Source organism: Pedobacter nototheniae, from assembly GCF_032678625.1.
In the GTDB taxonomy this organism is placed as follows: Bacteria; Bacteroidota; Bacteroidia; order Sphingobacteriales; family Sphingobacteriaceae; genus Pedobacter; species Pedobacter nototheniae_A.
Genome location: NZ_JAVTSO010000004.1, coordinates 137,116 through 156,685, shown reverse-complemented (window position 1 = coordinate 156,685; position 19,570 = coordinate 137,116). Strand labels below are relative to the sequence as shown.

Here is a 19,570-nt window from a genome sequence, read left to right as displayed (position 1 = left end):
TCGCCCGGAATAAGGGCAGGCTGCATTAAGAGTAGATAAACATTGGTCCAAGTTCTCCCATCAGCTAAATACCGCTTTTTCTTAGAGGTGCACATCAACATATGGTTTGTGGTTTTTGCCGGATAGATAATTTATCAATCCGTTTTAATTAATCATCTAAATTACATCCCTATGAAAAAAAAATCTACTCGGATTTTTAGTGTACGCTGTGAATTTTTCAATGCCTTTTTTAATAAAATTTTGAAAATTTCGTTGTTGGGGATGTTCTTGCTTTTATTGGCATTTAATAGTAAAGCTCAAGTACAGGCAACCGGAGGCAGTGGTTTATATAAAAACAATATCTACTGGCTAAATTTCACCGGGTTAAACCTGGCATCGGGGGGAACCAAAACTTTCAATTTCGTAGTGAACGGAATTACCATAACCACCATTATAGATCAGGTATCGATTACCGGAGCAAATGGGGCGGGTACACCAACCTTAATTCCTTATATTTCTGGTACTTATTTTGAAGACAGGCTAAATTTTTTATATAATATTGGTGGTACAGGAACCAGTAATACATTGGTTAATGCCATAAGAACAAGTATTGACGGAGCGGATGCTGTATTCAGAATTCGTACCTACGCCAGTATTAACGGCCAGCCGGCTGATGTTGGTCTTGTTTTTGGTAATGCAGAATCTGATGCACCAGCAGAATACACCCAGGGTGTAACCAATGGCGACGCATGGAAACTTCTTGAGAGTTATGTGGGCAATTCGGCCGATCAGGGTGGGGCTGGATTTGGTAGAAGAATAACATTTTCGAATAGTGATAATACGGTTCGTTTACAGTGTAATCAGAATGCGGCACTTCTATACACTCAAAAAACAATGACCAGTTTAGCCAATCCGTTAACTATTAATGCCACCATTCAATCTGGCGGTCTTACGGCCATGGCCTTAGGCGTAATTGCCTATTCAGAAAAAGGGGATGCACCTGCAAGTTATGGTACGCCATCTCATACTTTAAACCCTACACTTGTTGGAGGAAGTAACCCGGTTCCTACAACGGCACTAACATCCAGCACGGTATATATTGCAAACCCACCAGTAGGCGGAGTTCAGATTAATGCAGGGACTGTAATTAAACCGGCAACTCCAAAATTAGGTGCAATTTCGGGGGATTTTGATCCCGCTTCTTTTACAAATTTAGGTGCAAATGCGGATGCAGATAACCTGAATGGTGAAAATGATGAAGATGGAATTGCAACCTTCCCACAGTTGAGTGTACTTTCTACTACTTATTCTGTAACCGCAACAGTTGGCAATACGAGTGGTACAAATGCCAATCTTGTTGGCTGGATAGATTTCAATCGAAACGGGACTTTCGAAGCTTCGGAGGGCGTTGCGGTGGTTGTACCTCCGGGTGCCACAACGGCGGTGCTAACCTGGACAGGGTTAACGGGCTTAATACCCGGACAAAGTTATGCCCGTTTCAGGATATCTACGAATCAGCTGGATACCAGTACACCTACAACAGTGATAAGTAATGGTGAGGTGGAAGACTATACTTTGCCGATAATGGCAGCCTACGATTTGGCCGTTACAAAAACGGCTTCCGTTTCTCCTGCTGTTGCGGGTTCACCGCTGAGTTATACCATTAAATTAACCAATAATGGGCCAACTACAACGGCTTCTACAGATGTGATTAAGGTTGTTGATAATCTTCCGGCAGATTTTACACCTACAACTTATACGGCAGCTAACGGAACTTATACACCAGCAAGCGGCAACTGGACAGGTTTGACCTTGGCCAGTGGACAAAGCACCACTTTAGTTATTGCGGGTACGGTAAATGCAACAACAACGGCTACAAGTTTAAGTAATACGGTTACGGTTACTCCTCCAGTTGGATCAGTTGATCCTGTAACAGAAAATAATTCGGCAACAATTGTTACACCCATTAGCCGGATGGTAGACCTTGGGCTTACCAAAACAGCGTCGCCAAAACCAGCAATTGCAGGTCAGGCCTTAACTTACACCATTACCTTAGTTAATAATGGTCCAAGTGCAATTGTTGCCTCTGATGTGGTAAGTGTTGTAGATGTTTTGCCAGCTGGCTTTACTGCAACATCTTTTACTCCGGCTGCAGGTGTTTATGTTAGTGCTACTGCAAACTGGACAGGATTATCGCTTGCCAGCGGACAAAGTACAACTTTAACCATTGCAGGCAGTGTTTTACCAACAGCAACCGGCACGCTAACCAATACCGCAACTGTAGTGGCGCCAATAGGAACTACTGATCCGGTACCTGGCAACAATGTAGCTATAGATAATACAACTATTAATAGAATAATTGATTTTAGTCTGACTAAAACAGCAACGCCAAAGCCTGCCATAACTGGTCAGGGTTTAGCTTATACAATTACGTTAACCAATAATGGCCCTGGAAGCTTATTAACCACGGATATTGTTAAAGTAACAGATGTATTGCCAGCTGGTTTTACAGCAACCGCTTATGTGCCGGCAGCCGGCAGTTATGATTCGGCCACCGGAAACTGGACAGGACTAACTTTGTCAAACGGACAGAGTGTAATTTTAACCATCAATGGTAATGTTTCGGCTTCGGCAAGTACCACATTAAATAATACAGCAACAGTTACAGCACCAACAGGTATAACCGATCCGGTAATAGGAAATAACACTGCAACTGATGCAACTAACATAAGCAGGGTAATAGATTTAGGGATTAGTAAAACAGCGACTCCGAAACCTGCTGTAGCAGGCCAGGCATTATCTTATGTAATTACTTTAACCAATAATGGTTTAGGCAGTTTATTAGCTGCGGATGTTGTTAAAGTAACGGATGCCTTACCGGCTGGATTTACAGCTACAAGTTACACCGCCGCAAACGGAACTTATACTTCTGCAACAGGTAACTGGACTGGACTGACCTTGGCAAGCGGGCAAAACACAACCTTAACCATTGCAGGTACTTTAGCTGCCACAGCAACCGGAACCCTAACCAATACTGCAAATTTGACACCTCCAACGGGGACCGTAGATAATAATCTTTTAAATAATGTAGCAACAGATTTAACAACTGTAAGCAGGGTAGTTGATTTGGGCATCTCTAAAACGGGATCGCCAAAACCAGTAGTTGCAGGCCAGGCTTTAACCTATACCATTACGTTAAACAATTCGGGTCCAAGTTCGCTATTAGCTGCTGATGTGGTTAAAATAACGGATGTTTTGCCAGTTGGATTCACCGCAAATACCTACACTGTTGCTAATGGAACCTATGATTTTGTTACCGGAAACTGGACCGGTTTAACCTTGGCCAACGGGCAAAGTACTACTTTAACCATTGCAGGTACAGTTGGTGCCGGCGTTACGGGTAGTTTAACCAATTCGGTTTCTGTAGCGGTACCGCTTGGAACAATTGATCCTGTACCGGCAAATAACATCGCTACGGATGTAACCAATGTTAACCGATCGTTAGATCTGGCACTTACTAAAACAGCATCACCCAAACCGGTAATTGCTGGTCAAACATTAACTTATACCATTACCCTAACAAACAATGGCCCATCTACCTTGTTGGCAAGTGACGTGATTAGTGTTGTTGATAATTTACCTGCGGGATTTACTGCAACAAGTTATACAGCAGCAGCCGGTACCTACACTTCAACGAATGGAAACTGGACTGGCCTAACGCTTTTAAATGGCCAAAGTACAACTTTAACCATTGTGGGTAATGTGGCCGCAACGGCCGGTGGTACCTTAAATAATACAGTATCGGTAACTGTGCCAGCAGGCACAACAGACCCTGCACCAGGGAATAATACGGCAACAGATCAAACGGTGGTGAACAGGCAAATTGATTTTAGCATCAGTAAAACGGCATCACCAAAACCGGCAATAGCAGGGCAGGCCTTAACGTATGCCATAACCCTGACCAATAACGGGCCAAGTGCCTTAACAACAGCTGATGTTGTGAAAATTACAGATAATTTACCTGCAGGATTCAGCGCCTCAACATATACGCCTTCATCGGGCACCTACGATGCTGCAACAGGAAATTGGACAGGCTTAACCTTGAGTAACGGCCAAAGTGTAACATTAAGCATTGCCGGCACTGTTTCTGCTACTGCAACCGGCAGTTTAAGCAATACAGTTTCAATAACAGCACCCACAGGGATTACCGATCCGGCAACAGGAAATAATTCGGCAACGGATGTTACGGCTATAAACCGAGTTATAGATCTTGGACTAACTAAAACAGCTTCGCCAAAACCAGTAGTTGCCGGCCAGACCTTAACTTATACCATTACGCTAAGCAATTCGGGCCCAAGTGCGTTGTTAACGACTGATTTAATTAACCTGACCGATAACCTGCCAGCCGGATTTACCGCTACAACTTATACTGCAGGTACCGGAACATTTAATTCGGCAAATGGAAACTGGACCGGATTGAGTTTAACAACGGGACAAACTACAACTTTAACCATCGTTGGAGCAGTAAGTGCAACATCCAATGGTACCCTGACAAATACCGCTTCAGTAACCGGACCAACGGGTGCCACCGATCCGGTTAGTGGAAATAACAGTGCAACTGATGTAACCAACATCGGGCGAGTTATTGATCTGGGAATTACTAAAACAGCATCTTTAGCTACCGCTGTTGCCGGTCAGCCTTTAACCTATACCATTACGTTAACCAATAACGGGGTGAGCTCTTTATTAAGTACGGATGTTGTAAAAATTACGGAAACATTTCCGGCCGATTTTACGGCTTCAAGTTATACCCCATCAACAGGAACTTATTCAGGCGTGAACTGGACGGGTTTGAGTTTAGGGTCGGGACAAAGTGCTACATTAACCATCGCAGGAACCGTATCGGCGACGGCTTCGGGTACATTAAATAACCAGGCGGTGCTTACGCCACCAACCGGAACAACAGATCCGGTTATCGGCAATAATACAGCTACAACAGCCACACCTGTAAACCGGGTAATTGATTTTATCATCACTAAAACAGCTTCACCAAAACCGGCTGTGGCGGGGCAGGCTTTAAGCTATATCATTACATTGCAAAATAATGGGCCAAGTACACTAACCAGTAGCGATGTAGTTAAGGTGGTTGACAATTTGCCAGCAGGATTTACCGCTGCAACCTACACACCACTCAATGGTACGTACGATAATACAACCGGAAACTGGACCAGTTTAACCTTAATTAACGGGCAAAGTACAACATTAACGATTGCAGGTACAGTGGCACCTGGCGCAAATGGCAGTTTGAGCAATACGGCTGTAGTTACGCCGCCTGCGGGGATTACAGATCCGGTGACAGGAAACAATACGGCTACAGATGTAACCACCATTAGCCGGATAATTGACCTCGGGGTAAGTAAAACAGCATCACCAAAACCAGGCGTTGCCGGGCAGCCTTTAACGTATACCATTACTTTAAGCAATAGTGGCCCGGGCTCTTTATTGCCTGCTGATGTTGTTACCGTGGTTGATAATTTGCCGGCAGGATTTACACCAACAACTTATACCGTTGCAAGCGGAACTTACACCAGTGCAAATGGCAACTGGACAGGGCTTAGCCTGGCCAATGGACAGAGCACAACTTTGGTTATTGCAGGTACATTATCTGCAACGATTTCGGGTACATTGAGTAATTCGGTTACCTTAACGCCTCCAACCGGAACAACAGATCCCGTAAGTACGAATAACACGGCAACCGACCAGACTGTTATTAGCCGGGTAATCGATTTCAGTATTGTTAAAACAGCCGCGCCAAAACCAGGAATTACCGGGCAGGCATTAACCTATACCATAACATTAACCAATAATGGTCCGAGTGCTTTAGTTGCTGCGGATGTTGTTAAAGTGGTCGATAATGTACCTACGGGATTTACGGCTGCAACATTTAGCCCTTCTGTAGGCACATACGATCAGCCTACTGATAGCTGGTCTGGTTTAACATTGGCTAATGGTCAAAGCGCGGTATTAACCATTACGGGGATTGTTGATGCCGCGGCAAGCGGAAGCTTGAGTAACACGGCTACCGTAACTGCGCCCGCAGGAATTACTGATCCGGTAAGCGGCAATAATAATTCAACTGATTTAACCGCCATTACAAGATCTATAGATTTAAGCTTAAGCAAAACGGCTACACCAAAACCTGCGGTTGCGGGGCAGGCACTCAGTTATGTAATTACGTTAAAAAATAATGGAACAGGATCCTTATTAACCTCAGATGTAGTTAAAGTGGTGGATAATTTGCCTGCCGGTTTTACCGCTTCTACTTACACCGCTGCTACAGGTACCTATAATGCTGGTACCGGAGAGTGGACAGGATTAAACTTAACCAACGGACAAACAACCACGCTAACAATAACGGGTAATGTAGCTTCAACTGCAAGTGGAACATTAAATAATACCGCTACGCTTACCCCGCCAACAGGAACAACTGATCCTGATTTGACAAATAATACGGCAACAGATGCCACAGTGGTAAATAGGGTTATAGACCTTGGTTTGAGTAAAACCGCAACGCCGAAACCAGCTGTAGCAGGACAGGCTTTAAGTTATACCATAACACTGAGTAATAATGGGCCGGGTGCATTACTGACTTCAGATGTGGTGAATGTTTCAGATAATCTGCCTGCAGGATTTACCGCTAATTTATATACAGCTTCAGCAGGTAGTTATGATAGTGCAACAGGCAACTGGACTGGTTTAACCTTAGCTTCGGGGCAAAATGTAACTTTAAAAATTGATGGAACCATATCCACAACAGCTACGGGTTCATTAAGCAATACTGTTACTTTAACGCCACCAGCAGGCACAACCGATAACGTAACCGGAAATAATACGGCAACAGATGTAACAACCTTAAACCGGATTATGGATTTCGGCATTACAAAAACTGCAACGCCAAAACCCGTGGTAGCAGGAGAAAGTTTAACTTACACCTTAACAATCACAAATGCAGGGCCATCTCAATTACTTAGTACAGATGTTCTGAATGTTTCGGATAACTTGCCGTTGGGATTTATAAACCCTGTTTATACTGCTGCCAGTGGAACCTACACCAGCAATAATGGCAATTGGACAGGTTTAACATTGGCTTCCGGACAAAGTACAACGCTTACTATTTCGGGACAAACAGACCCAACGCTTACAGGTTCATTAACCAATATGGCTACAGTTACTGTTCCGGCAGGTGTAAATGATCCTCAGACCACTAATAATACGGCAACAGATAATACGGTGGTTCAAAATAAACCGGTTTTAAATATTACAAAAACAGCACCTGTGGATGTTGTTGCTGGTGCTGTTTTAACTTATACGCTTACCGTAACCAATACAGGAAGCAGTACTGCAATTAATGCCGATATCACAGATGCTGTACCTGTGGCTTTAACAAATGTTAGCTGGACCAGTTCGGTTTCAGGAACCGCTTCTGTGACTTCCAATCCTTCAGGAACCGGTAATAATGTTAACCTTAATGCGTATGTACCTCCAGGTGCCGGAAATACAATTGTGGTCACCATAACCGGAACTGTAAATCCTGCTACACCAATTGGAACCATTAGCAATACGGCAACTGTAAGTCCTGCAGAGCCCTTGGGAACAGGTGGAACTTCCACCGCTACAACAACTGTGAAGCAAACACCGGTACTTACCATAACCAAATCCGGACCATCAACAGGAAATGCAGGTGCACAGGTTGTGTACAGTTTGCAAGTATCAAACACTGGTTTAAGTAATTCACTCAATTCCGTAATAACGGATGCAATACCAGCAGGATTAATCAATGTTAGCTGGATGGCTACTGTACAGGGAAATGCAAATATTGTAAGCGGTGCTACCGGAACAGGTCCGTCAGTAAGTATTACAGGGAATATTCCAGCTGGAATGGATAACCATATTGATGTGGTTATTACCGGACAAATTGATCCGGCTTTTACAGGTCCTTCTATCAGCAATACCGCAACAATAACCCCGGCCGAACCGGGTAATCCTGCTGTGAATTCAAATACAATTACAACGAATATAACCAAAACGGCAAATCTTGAAATTACCAAAACCGGGCCCGACAATATTGTGGCAGGCCAGGCGATTAATTACACAATAAAATTACTTAATACCGGGCCAAGCGATGCAACAGGAATTAATGTAACAGACATTATTCCGGTGGCCATCTTAAATCCGTCGTGGACAGTAACCGGTACCGGATCAGCAACAAGTTCGGTGGGTAGTGGTACAGGAGATATAAATATAATTGCGGCCTTAAAAGGGAATGGGGCAGATGTACTAACCATTTCGGTTACTGGAATTCTGAATGCAGCTTTTACCGGCACTACACTGTCAAATACAGCAACAGCAACGCTGCCGGCGGGTTATACCAATTCAGGTACACCGGTAAGTAGTACCGCTACAACCACTACCGCTACTGCCGCCAACGTAAGAATTGTAAAATCCGGACCTGCCGATATTGGGGCAGGACAAGCCATTCAGTATACTTTAAGGGTAACCAATGCAGGGCCAAGTACTGCCGTTAATACGGTAATTACAGACTTGCTTCCTGCAGGTATAATTAATGCAACATGGACCGTTTTACCAAGTGGAGGGGCAACAATAATAACCCCGGGAACTGGAACAGGGAATGTGAATTTAACGGCTGATGTTCCAACGGGAAGTATGGTTATTGTAACCATTAATGCAACCGTAGATGCTGTCACTACAGATGGAACCATCATCAGCAATACGGCTACCGCAAATTCTTCTGTGCCCGATCCGTCAACGGCTGATAATACCTCAGTTTTTAACACTAAAGTGAGTAATATTGCAGAATTTTTGGTTTCTAAATCTGGACCTGCTACTGTAAATATTGGCGATCCGATTGTTTATAAAATTGTAGTCAGTAATTTATCTCCGGGAAACATTACGGCAGCTAAGATTACTGATAATGTTCCGCTTGATCCGATAAATGTAACCAGCTGGACGGTTACAACCAGCGGTGGCGCAACAACTACTGTAAACGGAGGCATTGGTAATTTGATTTCGACCATTGGCGATATTCCTGCCGGTGCCGGAAATACCATTGAAATTACCGTAAACGGAACCGTTAAGGCCACTAATTTAACTGTTTTTACAAATACAGTAACGGCAGAGGCTGGCGGAACAAAAACAAGTTCGGTAACAACCTCTGTAAATAATTCGACCGATTTAAGCATTGTTAAACAAGCCCCTGCACAAGTGGCCGCGGGAGAAAACATCAGCTACACCCTGAAAGTTCTCAACAATGGTCCTGTAGATGCGCAAGGTTTAAATATTGCTGATGCAGTTCCTGCAGGTATTACAAATGTGAGCTGGACAGCGGTAGCTACGGGTTCGGCAACTGTAACCACAGGTGCTACCGGTACCGGTCCAAATGTTGCCGTAACCGGCGATGTTGCCTCAGGTGGAAATAATTATATTTTAGTTACGGTTAATGGTTTAATTCCGGCGAACATGTCTGCGGGATCTATATCAAATACCGCAACAGTAAGTATTTTACCCGCTTCTGTTGAAATCCCATTCCCGGTAACCGATTACAATACCGCTAACAACAGCTCAACGGCCAGCACAAACATTATCAGTAATGCGGCCCTTGCCGTCTCGAAAAATGGTCCGTCAACTGCAATCGCAGGTGAGCAAATCAGTTACCAGATTAAAGTGAGTAATAATGGTACAAGTGATGCCACAGATGTAAGGATAGCAGATGTATTGCCTACAGGCTTAATTAATGTAAGCTGGGTGCCAACCGTATCAAATAATGCAAGTTTAACCACATTAACCCCGGGCGTAGCCTATACCACACTTCCAATAGCCGTAAATGGTGGAATACCGGCAGGCGCAAATAATTTTATTACCATTAATGTAACGGCAACAGTTGATCCCGGGATTAGCGTTGCCACAATAAATAATACTGCAACTGCAAATATAGGCGGTGCGCCGGATGTATTGTCCAACCAGGTTACAACAACCATTAGTAAGGTAGCCGATTTAAGTGTAACCAATACGGTATCACCAGGTTCAGCAAAAGTTGGAGATCAGGTTGTTTTTACCGTAACAGTACGTAACAACGGACCGAGTAATGCTTCAAACGTACAGGTATCTGACCTATTGCCAGCCGGTGGTTTTACTTTGGTAAGTTCAGTACCTGGCCTGGGTGGGTATGATCCGGGAACAGGCACCTGGTTAATAGGTAATTTAGCCAATGGTGCACAGGTTACATTAACCCTTACAGCAACGGTAAAACACGATGCAAATCATCAAACTACTGCGGTTGTTTCCGCAACAGAATCTGATCCGGTTACAACCAATAATACTGCTTCAGCAGGCATCACCATTATAAACTCAAACCCTGTAGCCAATCCAAATGCGAAAACAACCTTAGAAGATGCAACCTTAACGGTTGATGCTGCGAATGGTTTATTGGCAAATGCATCTGATGTAGATTTAGATGCGCTGGAGATTAGTAAATTCAATATTGCAGGTATAACCGGCGATTTTTCAGTAGGTACAGCTGTTCCAATTCCTGGCAAAGGCACCATCACCATAAACAGTGATGGCAGTTACAGCTTTATTCCGGCACCCAATTATAATGATACTGATCCGTTAGGCGTTGTTCCGGTTATTACTTATACGTTAATTGATGGAAATGGTGGTACTGCAACCAGTACGTTAACTATAAATGTTACACCAGTTAATGATCCTCCGGTATTTACAAAAGGGCCTGATCAGGTTTTGCAGCAATATGCAGGAGCACAGGTGGTTAATGCCTGGGCAACGGGTATTAGTGCGGGGCCGGCAAATGAAAGTGCACAAACCGTTAATTTCACGCTGACCAATTCGGATAATACTTTCTTTACTGTTCAGCCAGCCATAGCGCCAGATGGAACATTAACCTACACCCCGGCACCAGGAAAAACCGGAACGGTTACGGTTACGGTGTTGTTAAGCGACGATGGGGGAACGGCAAATGGAGGTCAAAATACCGCTGCTGCACAAACTTTTACCATTACCATTAATCCGGCAAACCCTGCCATTACTTTAACCAAAGCCGCCAACAACGGCGGAACCAAAGTTGGTGACGTAATTAATTACACTTTAGTCGCAAAAAATACCGGGGATATAGTCTTATCAGGCATTGTTATATCCGATACTGGAGTTGATGCAGGAAGTATAACACCGGCATCTGTAGCCAGTTTAGCTGTTGGGGCAAGTGCAACATTTACAGCTAAATATACCCTCACACAAACCGATGTTGATGCAGGATTATACAGCAATCAGGCTAATGTTACCGCCCAGGATCCAGGAAATAACCCGGTAACTGATTTGAAATCTGATGATCCGAATACACCAGCTGTTGATGACCCAACTGTGGTTACCATTACCCCGGTAAATAGCACAACATTAACTAAAGTTGTGGCTCCAGGTACGGTAATTACAAAAGCTGGCGATGTGATTAATTATACTTTGGTGGTTACCAATACCGGTAATGTAACGATAAATCAGATTATTGTTACTGACCCCGGTGCTGACCCTGGAAGCTTAAGTGCTTTACCAGCCAGTATTGCGCCTGGTGCATCAGCCACTATAACCGCCCAACATACGGTTACACAAACTGAAGTTGATCTCGGTTTATTCAGTAACCAGGCCAGGGTAGAAAGTAATTCGCCAAATGGAATACACGAAATTGGTCCAAAATCAGATGACCCTTCTACAGTTGCGCCGGATGATCCTACAATAGTGGTCATTAACCCTGCACCGTCTATAGGTTTAACTAAAGCAATAAACGCCGGTGTTGTAGTAGCTAAGGCTGGTGATGTAATTAATTATACCATCATCATTACAAATACCGGTAATGTTACTTTAAATAATTTTGTACTTACAGATGCCGGAGCCGATGCTGGAAGTATAGGTTCCGCTCCATCAGTTTTGGCGCCGGGTACATCTGCAACATTAACCGCTCAGCATACTTTAACACAGGCTGAGGTAGATGCAGGTAGCTTTAGTAACCAGGCTTCCGTAACGGCTATAACACCGGCTGGTGTAAACGTAACTAATCCGGCTTCGGATGATCCGAATACGCTTGCAGCTAACGATCCGACAGTTGCGGTTATTGCTCCATCAGGTTCATTAAGCCTTACAAAAGTTGTTGTACCGGGAACTGTGGCAACCAAAGTTGGCGATGTAATTAATTATACACTGGTGATTAAAAATACCGGTAACATTACATTAAATAATATGGTGTTAACGGATGCCGGAGCCGATGCTGGAAGTATCGGAACAGTACCTTCAATTTTAACACCGGGTGCATCGGCAACTATAACGGCTCAGCATACTTTAACGCAAACAGAGGTTGATGCAGGTATTTTTAGCAATCAGGCTTCGGTAAGCAGTACGGCACCAGGTGGAGCGGTTGTTTCCAATCCAAAATCTGATGATCCTTCCACACCAGCGGTTGATGATCCAACAGTGTTTGTAATTAGTCCTTTAGGTGCAATGACGCTGACTAAAACAGCGAACAATACAGGTGTTAAAGCAGGCGATGTGATTAACTATACTTTGGTTGTTAAAAACACCGGAAATGTAACGTTAAACAATGTTAATCTAACCGATTCGGGCGTTGATGGCGGATTACTCACGCCACAAAGTATTGCCAGTTTAGCCCCAAATGCTTCGGTAACTTCAACTGGTAAATATACATTGACACAGGCAGATATAGATGCCGGAAATTACACCAACCAGGCAAGTGCAGGCGGATTAACGCCGGGCGGCACATCGATTGTTGTTCCGGGATCTGATGATCCGGCTACAGCTACGCCTAATGATCCAACTGTTATAATCATCGTACCTGCAAGTTCTATGACTTTAACCAAGGCGGTAGCGGCGGGTACAACGGTAAGTAAAGCGGGAGATGTGATCAATTACTCAATCGTTATAACCAATACCGGTACGGTAACCATAAGTAATCTGGTATTAACCGATCCAGGCGCTGATGCCGGAAGTATAGGTGCAGTACCAAGTACTTTGGCACCAGGTGCATCTGTAACCGTAACGGCTAAACATACCGTTATACAGGCAGAAGTAGATGCCGGGCTATTTAGCAACCAGGCAGCCGTTGCAGGCACAACGCCTGCAGGAACAGCAGTTTTCAATCCGAAATCTGATGATCCGGCTACGCCTGCAATTGATGATCCTACAATCGTAACTATTGCACCTTCAGGAGCATTTAGTTTAACTAAAGAAACCGCTGCGGGAACAAATGTTTCGAAAGCAGGAGATGTAATTACCTATAATATCCTGATTAAGAATACTGGAAATATAACACTTGGTAATTTGGTATTAACCGATGCAGGGGCAGATGCCGGCAGCATTGGTTCTGTACCGGCCACTTTGGCGCCAGGTGCATCGGTAACGGTAACACTTAAACATACTTTAATCCAATCAGAAGTTGATGCAGGTTCGTTCAGTAATCAGGCAGGTATTTCCGGTACAACACCGGGAGGCGCAGCTGTGAGTAATCCTACTTCGGATGATCCATCTACAGCCGCACCAAATGACCCTACAGTAGTTGTAATTACACCGGCAGGTTCAATGAGTCTGACCAAAACCGCAGGCAATACAGGTTCGAAAGCGGGTGATGTTATTAACTATACTTTGGTGGTAACCAATACCGGAAATGTAACCTTAAATACGGTGGAAGTTTGGGATATGGGTACAGATGCGGGCAGCATTAATCCAGCAAGCATTGCAAGTTTGGCACCTGGTGCTTCCGCTACGGTTACCGCTAAACATACCTTAACCCAGGCCGATGTGGATGCCGGAACATTTAGTAACCAGGCCAGTGTAAGCAGCAAAACCCCTGGAGGAACGCCAGTTATTACGCCAAAATCTGATGATCCGAATACACCAGCACCAGACGATGCTACAGTGATTACAATTGTTCCTTTAAGCGCCATGACCTTAACCAAGGTGGCAAATAATACGGGGACAAAAGCAGGTGACATAATTGAGTATACCTTGATATTAACCAATACAGGTAACTCAACGCTGAATGCAATTGCAGTAACCGATCCGGGTGCAGATGTCGGAAGTATCTCGCCAGCTACGGTTGCTACCCTGGTGCCAAATGCTTCAGCTACGGTTACCGCTAAACATACCTTAACCCAAGCCGATGTTGATGCGGGTATTTATAGTAATCAGGCCGGTGCAGCTGGAACCACAACAGGTGGTACACCCGTATTAATACCTAAATCTGATGATCCTGCCAAACCTGGAACGGAAGACCCAACAGTTGTAAACATAACTCCGGCAGGTACCATAACTTTAACCAAAGTAGCGGTTAATACAGGTGCCAAAGCAGGCGATGTAATCAATTATAATTTAGTGGTTACCAATTCGGGTAATGTAACACTCAACGCAATTACAGTAGCCGATCCGGGTGCGGATGCCGGAAGCATAACACCTGCTACTATTGCCAGTCTTGCTGTTGGAGCAAGCACTACGGTTACGGCTAAACATACATTAACCCAAACCGAGGTAGATGCAGGCGTTTACAGTAATCAGGCAAATGTAAGTGGTACAAGCCCGGGAGGCTCTGTGGTTACAAATCCAAAATCTGATGATCCGAATACACCAGCGCTAAATGATCCAACGGTTTCTGTAATTACGCCTGCGGGTTCAATGAGCCTGACCAAAGTAGCTAACAACTCAGGTTCGAAAGCCGGAGATGTAATTAATTACACTTTAGTGGTAACGAATACCGGAAACGTAACCTTAAATGGCATTGCAATAAATGACGCCGGTGCGGATGCCGGAAGCATAAGCCCATCAACAATTGCCAGCCTGGCAGTTGGTGCAAGTGCTTCCGTAACCGCTGTACACACGCTTACGCAGGCAGATGTTGATGCAGGTACTTATAGCAACCAGGCAAGTGTTGAGGGCAATACACCTGGAGGTATTCCTGTAATGAATCCAAAATCTGATGATCCAAATACACCTGCGCCTGATGATGCTACAGTGATAACGATTACGCCTGTAAGCTCCATGAGTTTAACCAAACTTGCTAATAATGCTGGGGTTAATGCAGGTGATGTAATTAATTATACACTGGTTGTAACCAATACCGGCGGAACAACTTTGAGCGCAATTGCAGTAGCAGATGCGGGTGCAGACACAGGCAGTATTACGCCTGCAAGTATTGCAACCCTTGCTCCGGGTGCAAGTGCTACAGTGACTGCTAAGCATACTTTAACCCAGGCCAATGTGGATGCCGGGCAGTACAGTAACCAGGCTTCGGTAACCGGTACAGCACCGGGTGGTGCGGTTGTTTCCAATCCTAAATCTGATGACCCTTCAACACCAGCGGTTGATGATCCAACGGTTGTAACCATTACACCGGTAAGTTCCATTGCTTTAACAAAAGTGGCACAGCCAGGTACGGTGGTAACTAAAGCAGGCGATGTAATTACCTATAACCTTGAAGTTAAAAACACAGGGAATGTAAACCTCACCAATCTTGTGCTAACAGATGCCGGTGCCGGAAGTATTACACCTGCAAGTATTGCAAACCTTGCTCCTGGAGCAAATGCTACGGCTACCGCAAGGCATACCGTAACACAGGCAGAGGTTGATGCTGGGCAGTACAGTAATCAGGCAAGTATTACAGGCGCAACACCAAATGGCGGAGTGGCCACAAATCCAAAATCTGATGATCCGACTACACCGGCAGTGGATGACCCTACGGTAACAACCATATCACCTGCAGGTGCCATGAGCTTAACCAAGGTTGCCAATAATACAGGTACTAAAGCCGGCGATGTTATTAATTATACGCTGATGGTTACCAATACAGGAAATGTGACTTTAAACACCATTAAAGTAACAGATGCCGGTGCAGATGCCGGAAGCATTACGCCATCAACCCTCGCAAATCTGGCGGTTGGGGCAAGTGCAACCGTAACGGCAAGCCACATACTTACACAGGCTGACATTGATGCCGGCATGTACAGTAACCAGGCAGGTGTTGAAGGCAATACACCTGGAGGTACCCCTGTAATCAATCCAAAATCAGATGATCCGAATACCCCGTCGCCTGATGACGCAACCATTATAACGATACCACCGGTTACTTCTATGAAATTAACCAAACAGGCAAATAATACGGGTGCAAAGGCAGGTGACGTAATTAGTTATAGTATAATCGTTACCAATACCGGAAATGTAACTTTAAACACCATTAAAGTAACAGATGCTGGTGCAGATGCCGGAAGCATTACCCCGGCAACGATTACAGCACTTGCCCCAAATGCTTCAGCAACAGTTATGGCCAACCATAGCCTGACGCAAACAGAAGTAGATGCAGGCTTATTCAGTAATCAGGCCAGTGTAGAGGGCACATCACCGGATGGTACAGTGGTTACCAACCCTAAATCTGATGATCCTTCAACGCCGGCGGTTGATGATCCAACCATTATAACCATTACACCTGCTGCCACATTAGGGCTCACAAAAGCTGCTGTTGCAGGCACGGTCGTAAACAAGGCTGGCGATGTTATTTCTTATAATCTTGTGGTTACCAATACTGGGAACGTAACCCTGTCTAATGTAGCCGTAACAGATGCTGGTGCAGATGCTGGTAGTATTATGCCCGCAAGCATTGCAAACCTTGCACCAGGAGCATCGGCTGCAGTTAGCGCTAAACACACCTTAACCCAAGCTGAAGTTGACAACGGTAATTATAGCAATCAGGCCAGTGTAGCGGGGGTTACGCCTGGAGGTATACCGGCTAAAAATCCAAAATCTGATGATCCGTCGACACCAGTTGCTGATGACCCTACTGTTGTTGCAATTGTGCCCGCAGGTAGTTTGACATTAACCAAAGTTGCCGGCAACACCGGAGCTAAAGCCGGAGATGTAATCAGTTACACGCTGGTATTAACAAACACTGGTAACGTAACGTTATCGAATGTGGTTGTGGCTGATGCCGGAGCGGATGCCGGAAGTATTACGCCTGCTAATGTTGCCAGTTTGGCTGTTGGCGCAAGTGCTACAGTAATTGCTAAGCATACATTAACGCAGACTGAGGTAGATAATGGAAGTTATAGCAACCAGGCCAGTGCTACCGGAACAACACCAGGTGGAAATCCGGTGGTAAAACCAAAATCAGATGACCCTAATACGCCAACGCCTGATGACGCAACAGTAATTACAGTTGCCTCTAATGCTGGAGTTGCCCTTGTTAAAACGGCCGCATTGGCTGCAGATGGAAATACCATCACCTATACTTTCCGCATCATCAATACGGGTAATGTAACTTTAAATACAGCTACTTTAAATGATGCTAAGTTGGGCATAAGCAGGTTGGTTGCCTTACCTGGCGGATTGGCTCCGGGCGCATCGGTATCCACTACTGAAGTATATACTTTAACAACTGCAGACAGGAATACGGGCAATGTAACCAATACTGCAAATGTTGCAGTAACTACGGTGAAAGGTGATAATGCAACAGATATTTCAGGAACTGATGCCACAAATGATAATGCTACCGTTACAGATGTTCCACAAATTGGGGTAATTAGCCTGATCAAAACCGCATCATTTAGTGGCAATAAGGTTACTTATACTTTCACCATTAAAAACGGTGGTAATGTTAACCTCAATACTATTACCCTATCGGATGCTAAACTGGGCCTTTCTAATTTACCTGTAGCAGTACCTGGCGGATTAATTCCTAATGCTATTGTAAGTATAACACAAGTGTACACTCTTACCCAGCAAGATAAAGATGCGGGTAAGGTAACAAATACCGCTACCGTAAATGCGCTAACACCAGGGCTAAAAGTAGTGACCGATGTTTCAGGAACGGCCGAGAATAACAATACACCAACGGAAATTACAGTTCCGAAATCCCCGGTAGCTTTTGACGATAAAGCAGAAGCAAAAGCCAATCAAGCCGTAATCATTAAGGTGCTGGCAAATGATGATCCGGGATCTTCAAGCTTTGATAACCTCACTGTACAGATTATAACCCAGCCGCAACATGGAAAAGCAGTCGTAAACAGCGACGGCAGCATCACCTACACACCAGATCCTGGTTATACGGGGCCGGATAGTTTTACCTACAATGTGAAAGACTTATACGGTTATCAAACCAATACGGCTACAGTAACTTTAGGGCTTAATTTCTTTGATATTACTATCCCGAATTTATTTACACCAAATGGCGATGGTATTAATGATACGTTCGAAATCCGTGGCTTAAATCAGTACGGTGCAAACGAACTTACAATTGTAAACCGTTGGGGCAACGAAGTGTTCAGGCAAAATAATTATCAAAATACCTGGACTGGCGAAGGTTTAAATGAAGGTACTTACTATTATCTGTTAAAGGTAACCCGCAAAGGAAGTACAGATACACAAGTGTTTAAAGGTTATATCACGTTAGTAAGAGCATTTAAAAAATAGAATTTATGAAGTACATAACCCAATTTAATAACCTGCAAGCAAGTGTTCTGCTTAAAAGTAAACTGATGTGGATGTTGCTTCTGGTTTTGCTGCTGCCCAATTGGCTCCGGGCGCAGCAGGATGCTCAGTTCAGTCAATACATATTTAATGGTATTTATATTAATCCTGCTTATGCCGGTTATAAAGAACAGCTTAACTTGCATAGCTTTTACCGTTCTCAATGGACGGGAATAGAAGGAGCGCCCAGAAGTTTTTCACTTGCTGTTGATGCAACGGCAAATGATGGGAATGTAGGCCTGGCACTTCAAATTGCTGCCGATAAACTTGGTGCCCAACGCAACTTATCCATTTATGCAAATTATGCTTACCGCATCAGGATGAACGCAGAAGGAAGTTCGCGACTGGCTTTTGGAATTGGTGTAGGAGTTGTGCAGCCAGGTATTGATGGGGCATTGTTAAATCCTAATGATCCGGAACCAAACCAACCTGTTGGAATACAAAGTACAATTCTGCCTGACGCCAGGGTGGGTGTTTACTTTTCAAATAACCGGGTATTTGCCGGTTTATCTGCCGATAACCTCATCAGCCAGTACATTGATGTAGACCGATATGCTTTTATTCCGCAACCAAAACCTCATTATTATTTAACCGCAGGTACATTGATTCCATTATCGGAAGATATTTTATTAAAACCTTCCTTTCTTTTAAAAGACGATAGGGCCGGGCCAACAAGTTTAGATTTAAATGCCTTTATTCTGCTTGGCGAAAAATTATGGATTGGAGGTTCCTATAGAACAGGCGTAAAGCTATACGATAAAAGTTATCTTCAAAAAGACCTCAGTAACCGAAATTCGGCCATCGGGATGGTAGAGTTTTATGCCTCTGATATTCTTCGTATAGGTTACGCTTACGATTTTTCTATAGGCCCTTTACAAGGATACAGTAGTGGTACACACGAAATATCAATTGGTTTTTTCTTTCGTAAAAACAACCTGCGCATAAAAAGCCCGAGGTATTTTTAAATTAAATAAACGCTAACAGGCATGCA

2 protein-coding genes are annotated in these 19,570 nt (G+C 44.3%); both read left to right on the top strand.

Annotated features, from left to right (window positions below; all coding sequences use genetic code 11):
* Window positions 1–171: 171 nt before the first annotated feature.
* On the top strand, window positions 172–18,522 hold the full coding sequence (locus R2Q77_RS13490; RefSeq protein ID WP_316804251.1) for an Ig-like domain-containing protein: 18,351 nt from the start codon (window positions 172–174) through the stop codon (window positions 18,520–18,522).
* A gap of 5 nt (window positions 18,523–18,527) precedes the next feature.
* A complete protein-coding gene (locus R2Q77_RS13485; RefSeq protein WP_316804250.1) occupies window positions 18,528–19,544 on the top strand; it encodes a type IX secretion system membrane protein PorP/SprF in 1,017 nt (338 codons plus the stop codon).
* The last annotated feature ends 26 nt before the right edge of the window (window positions 19,545–19,570 follow it).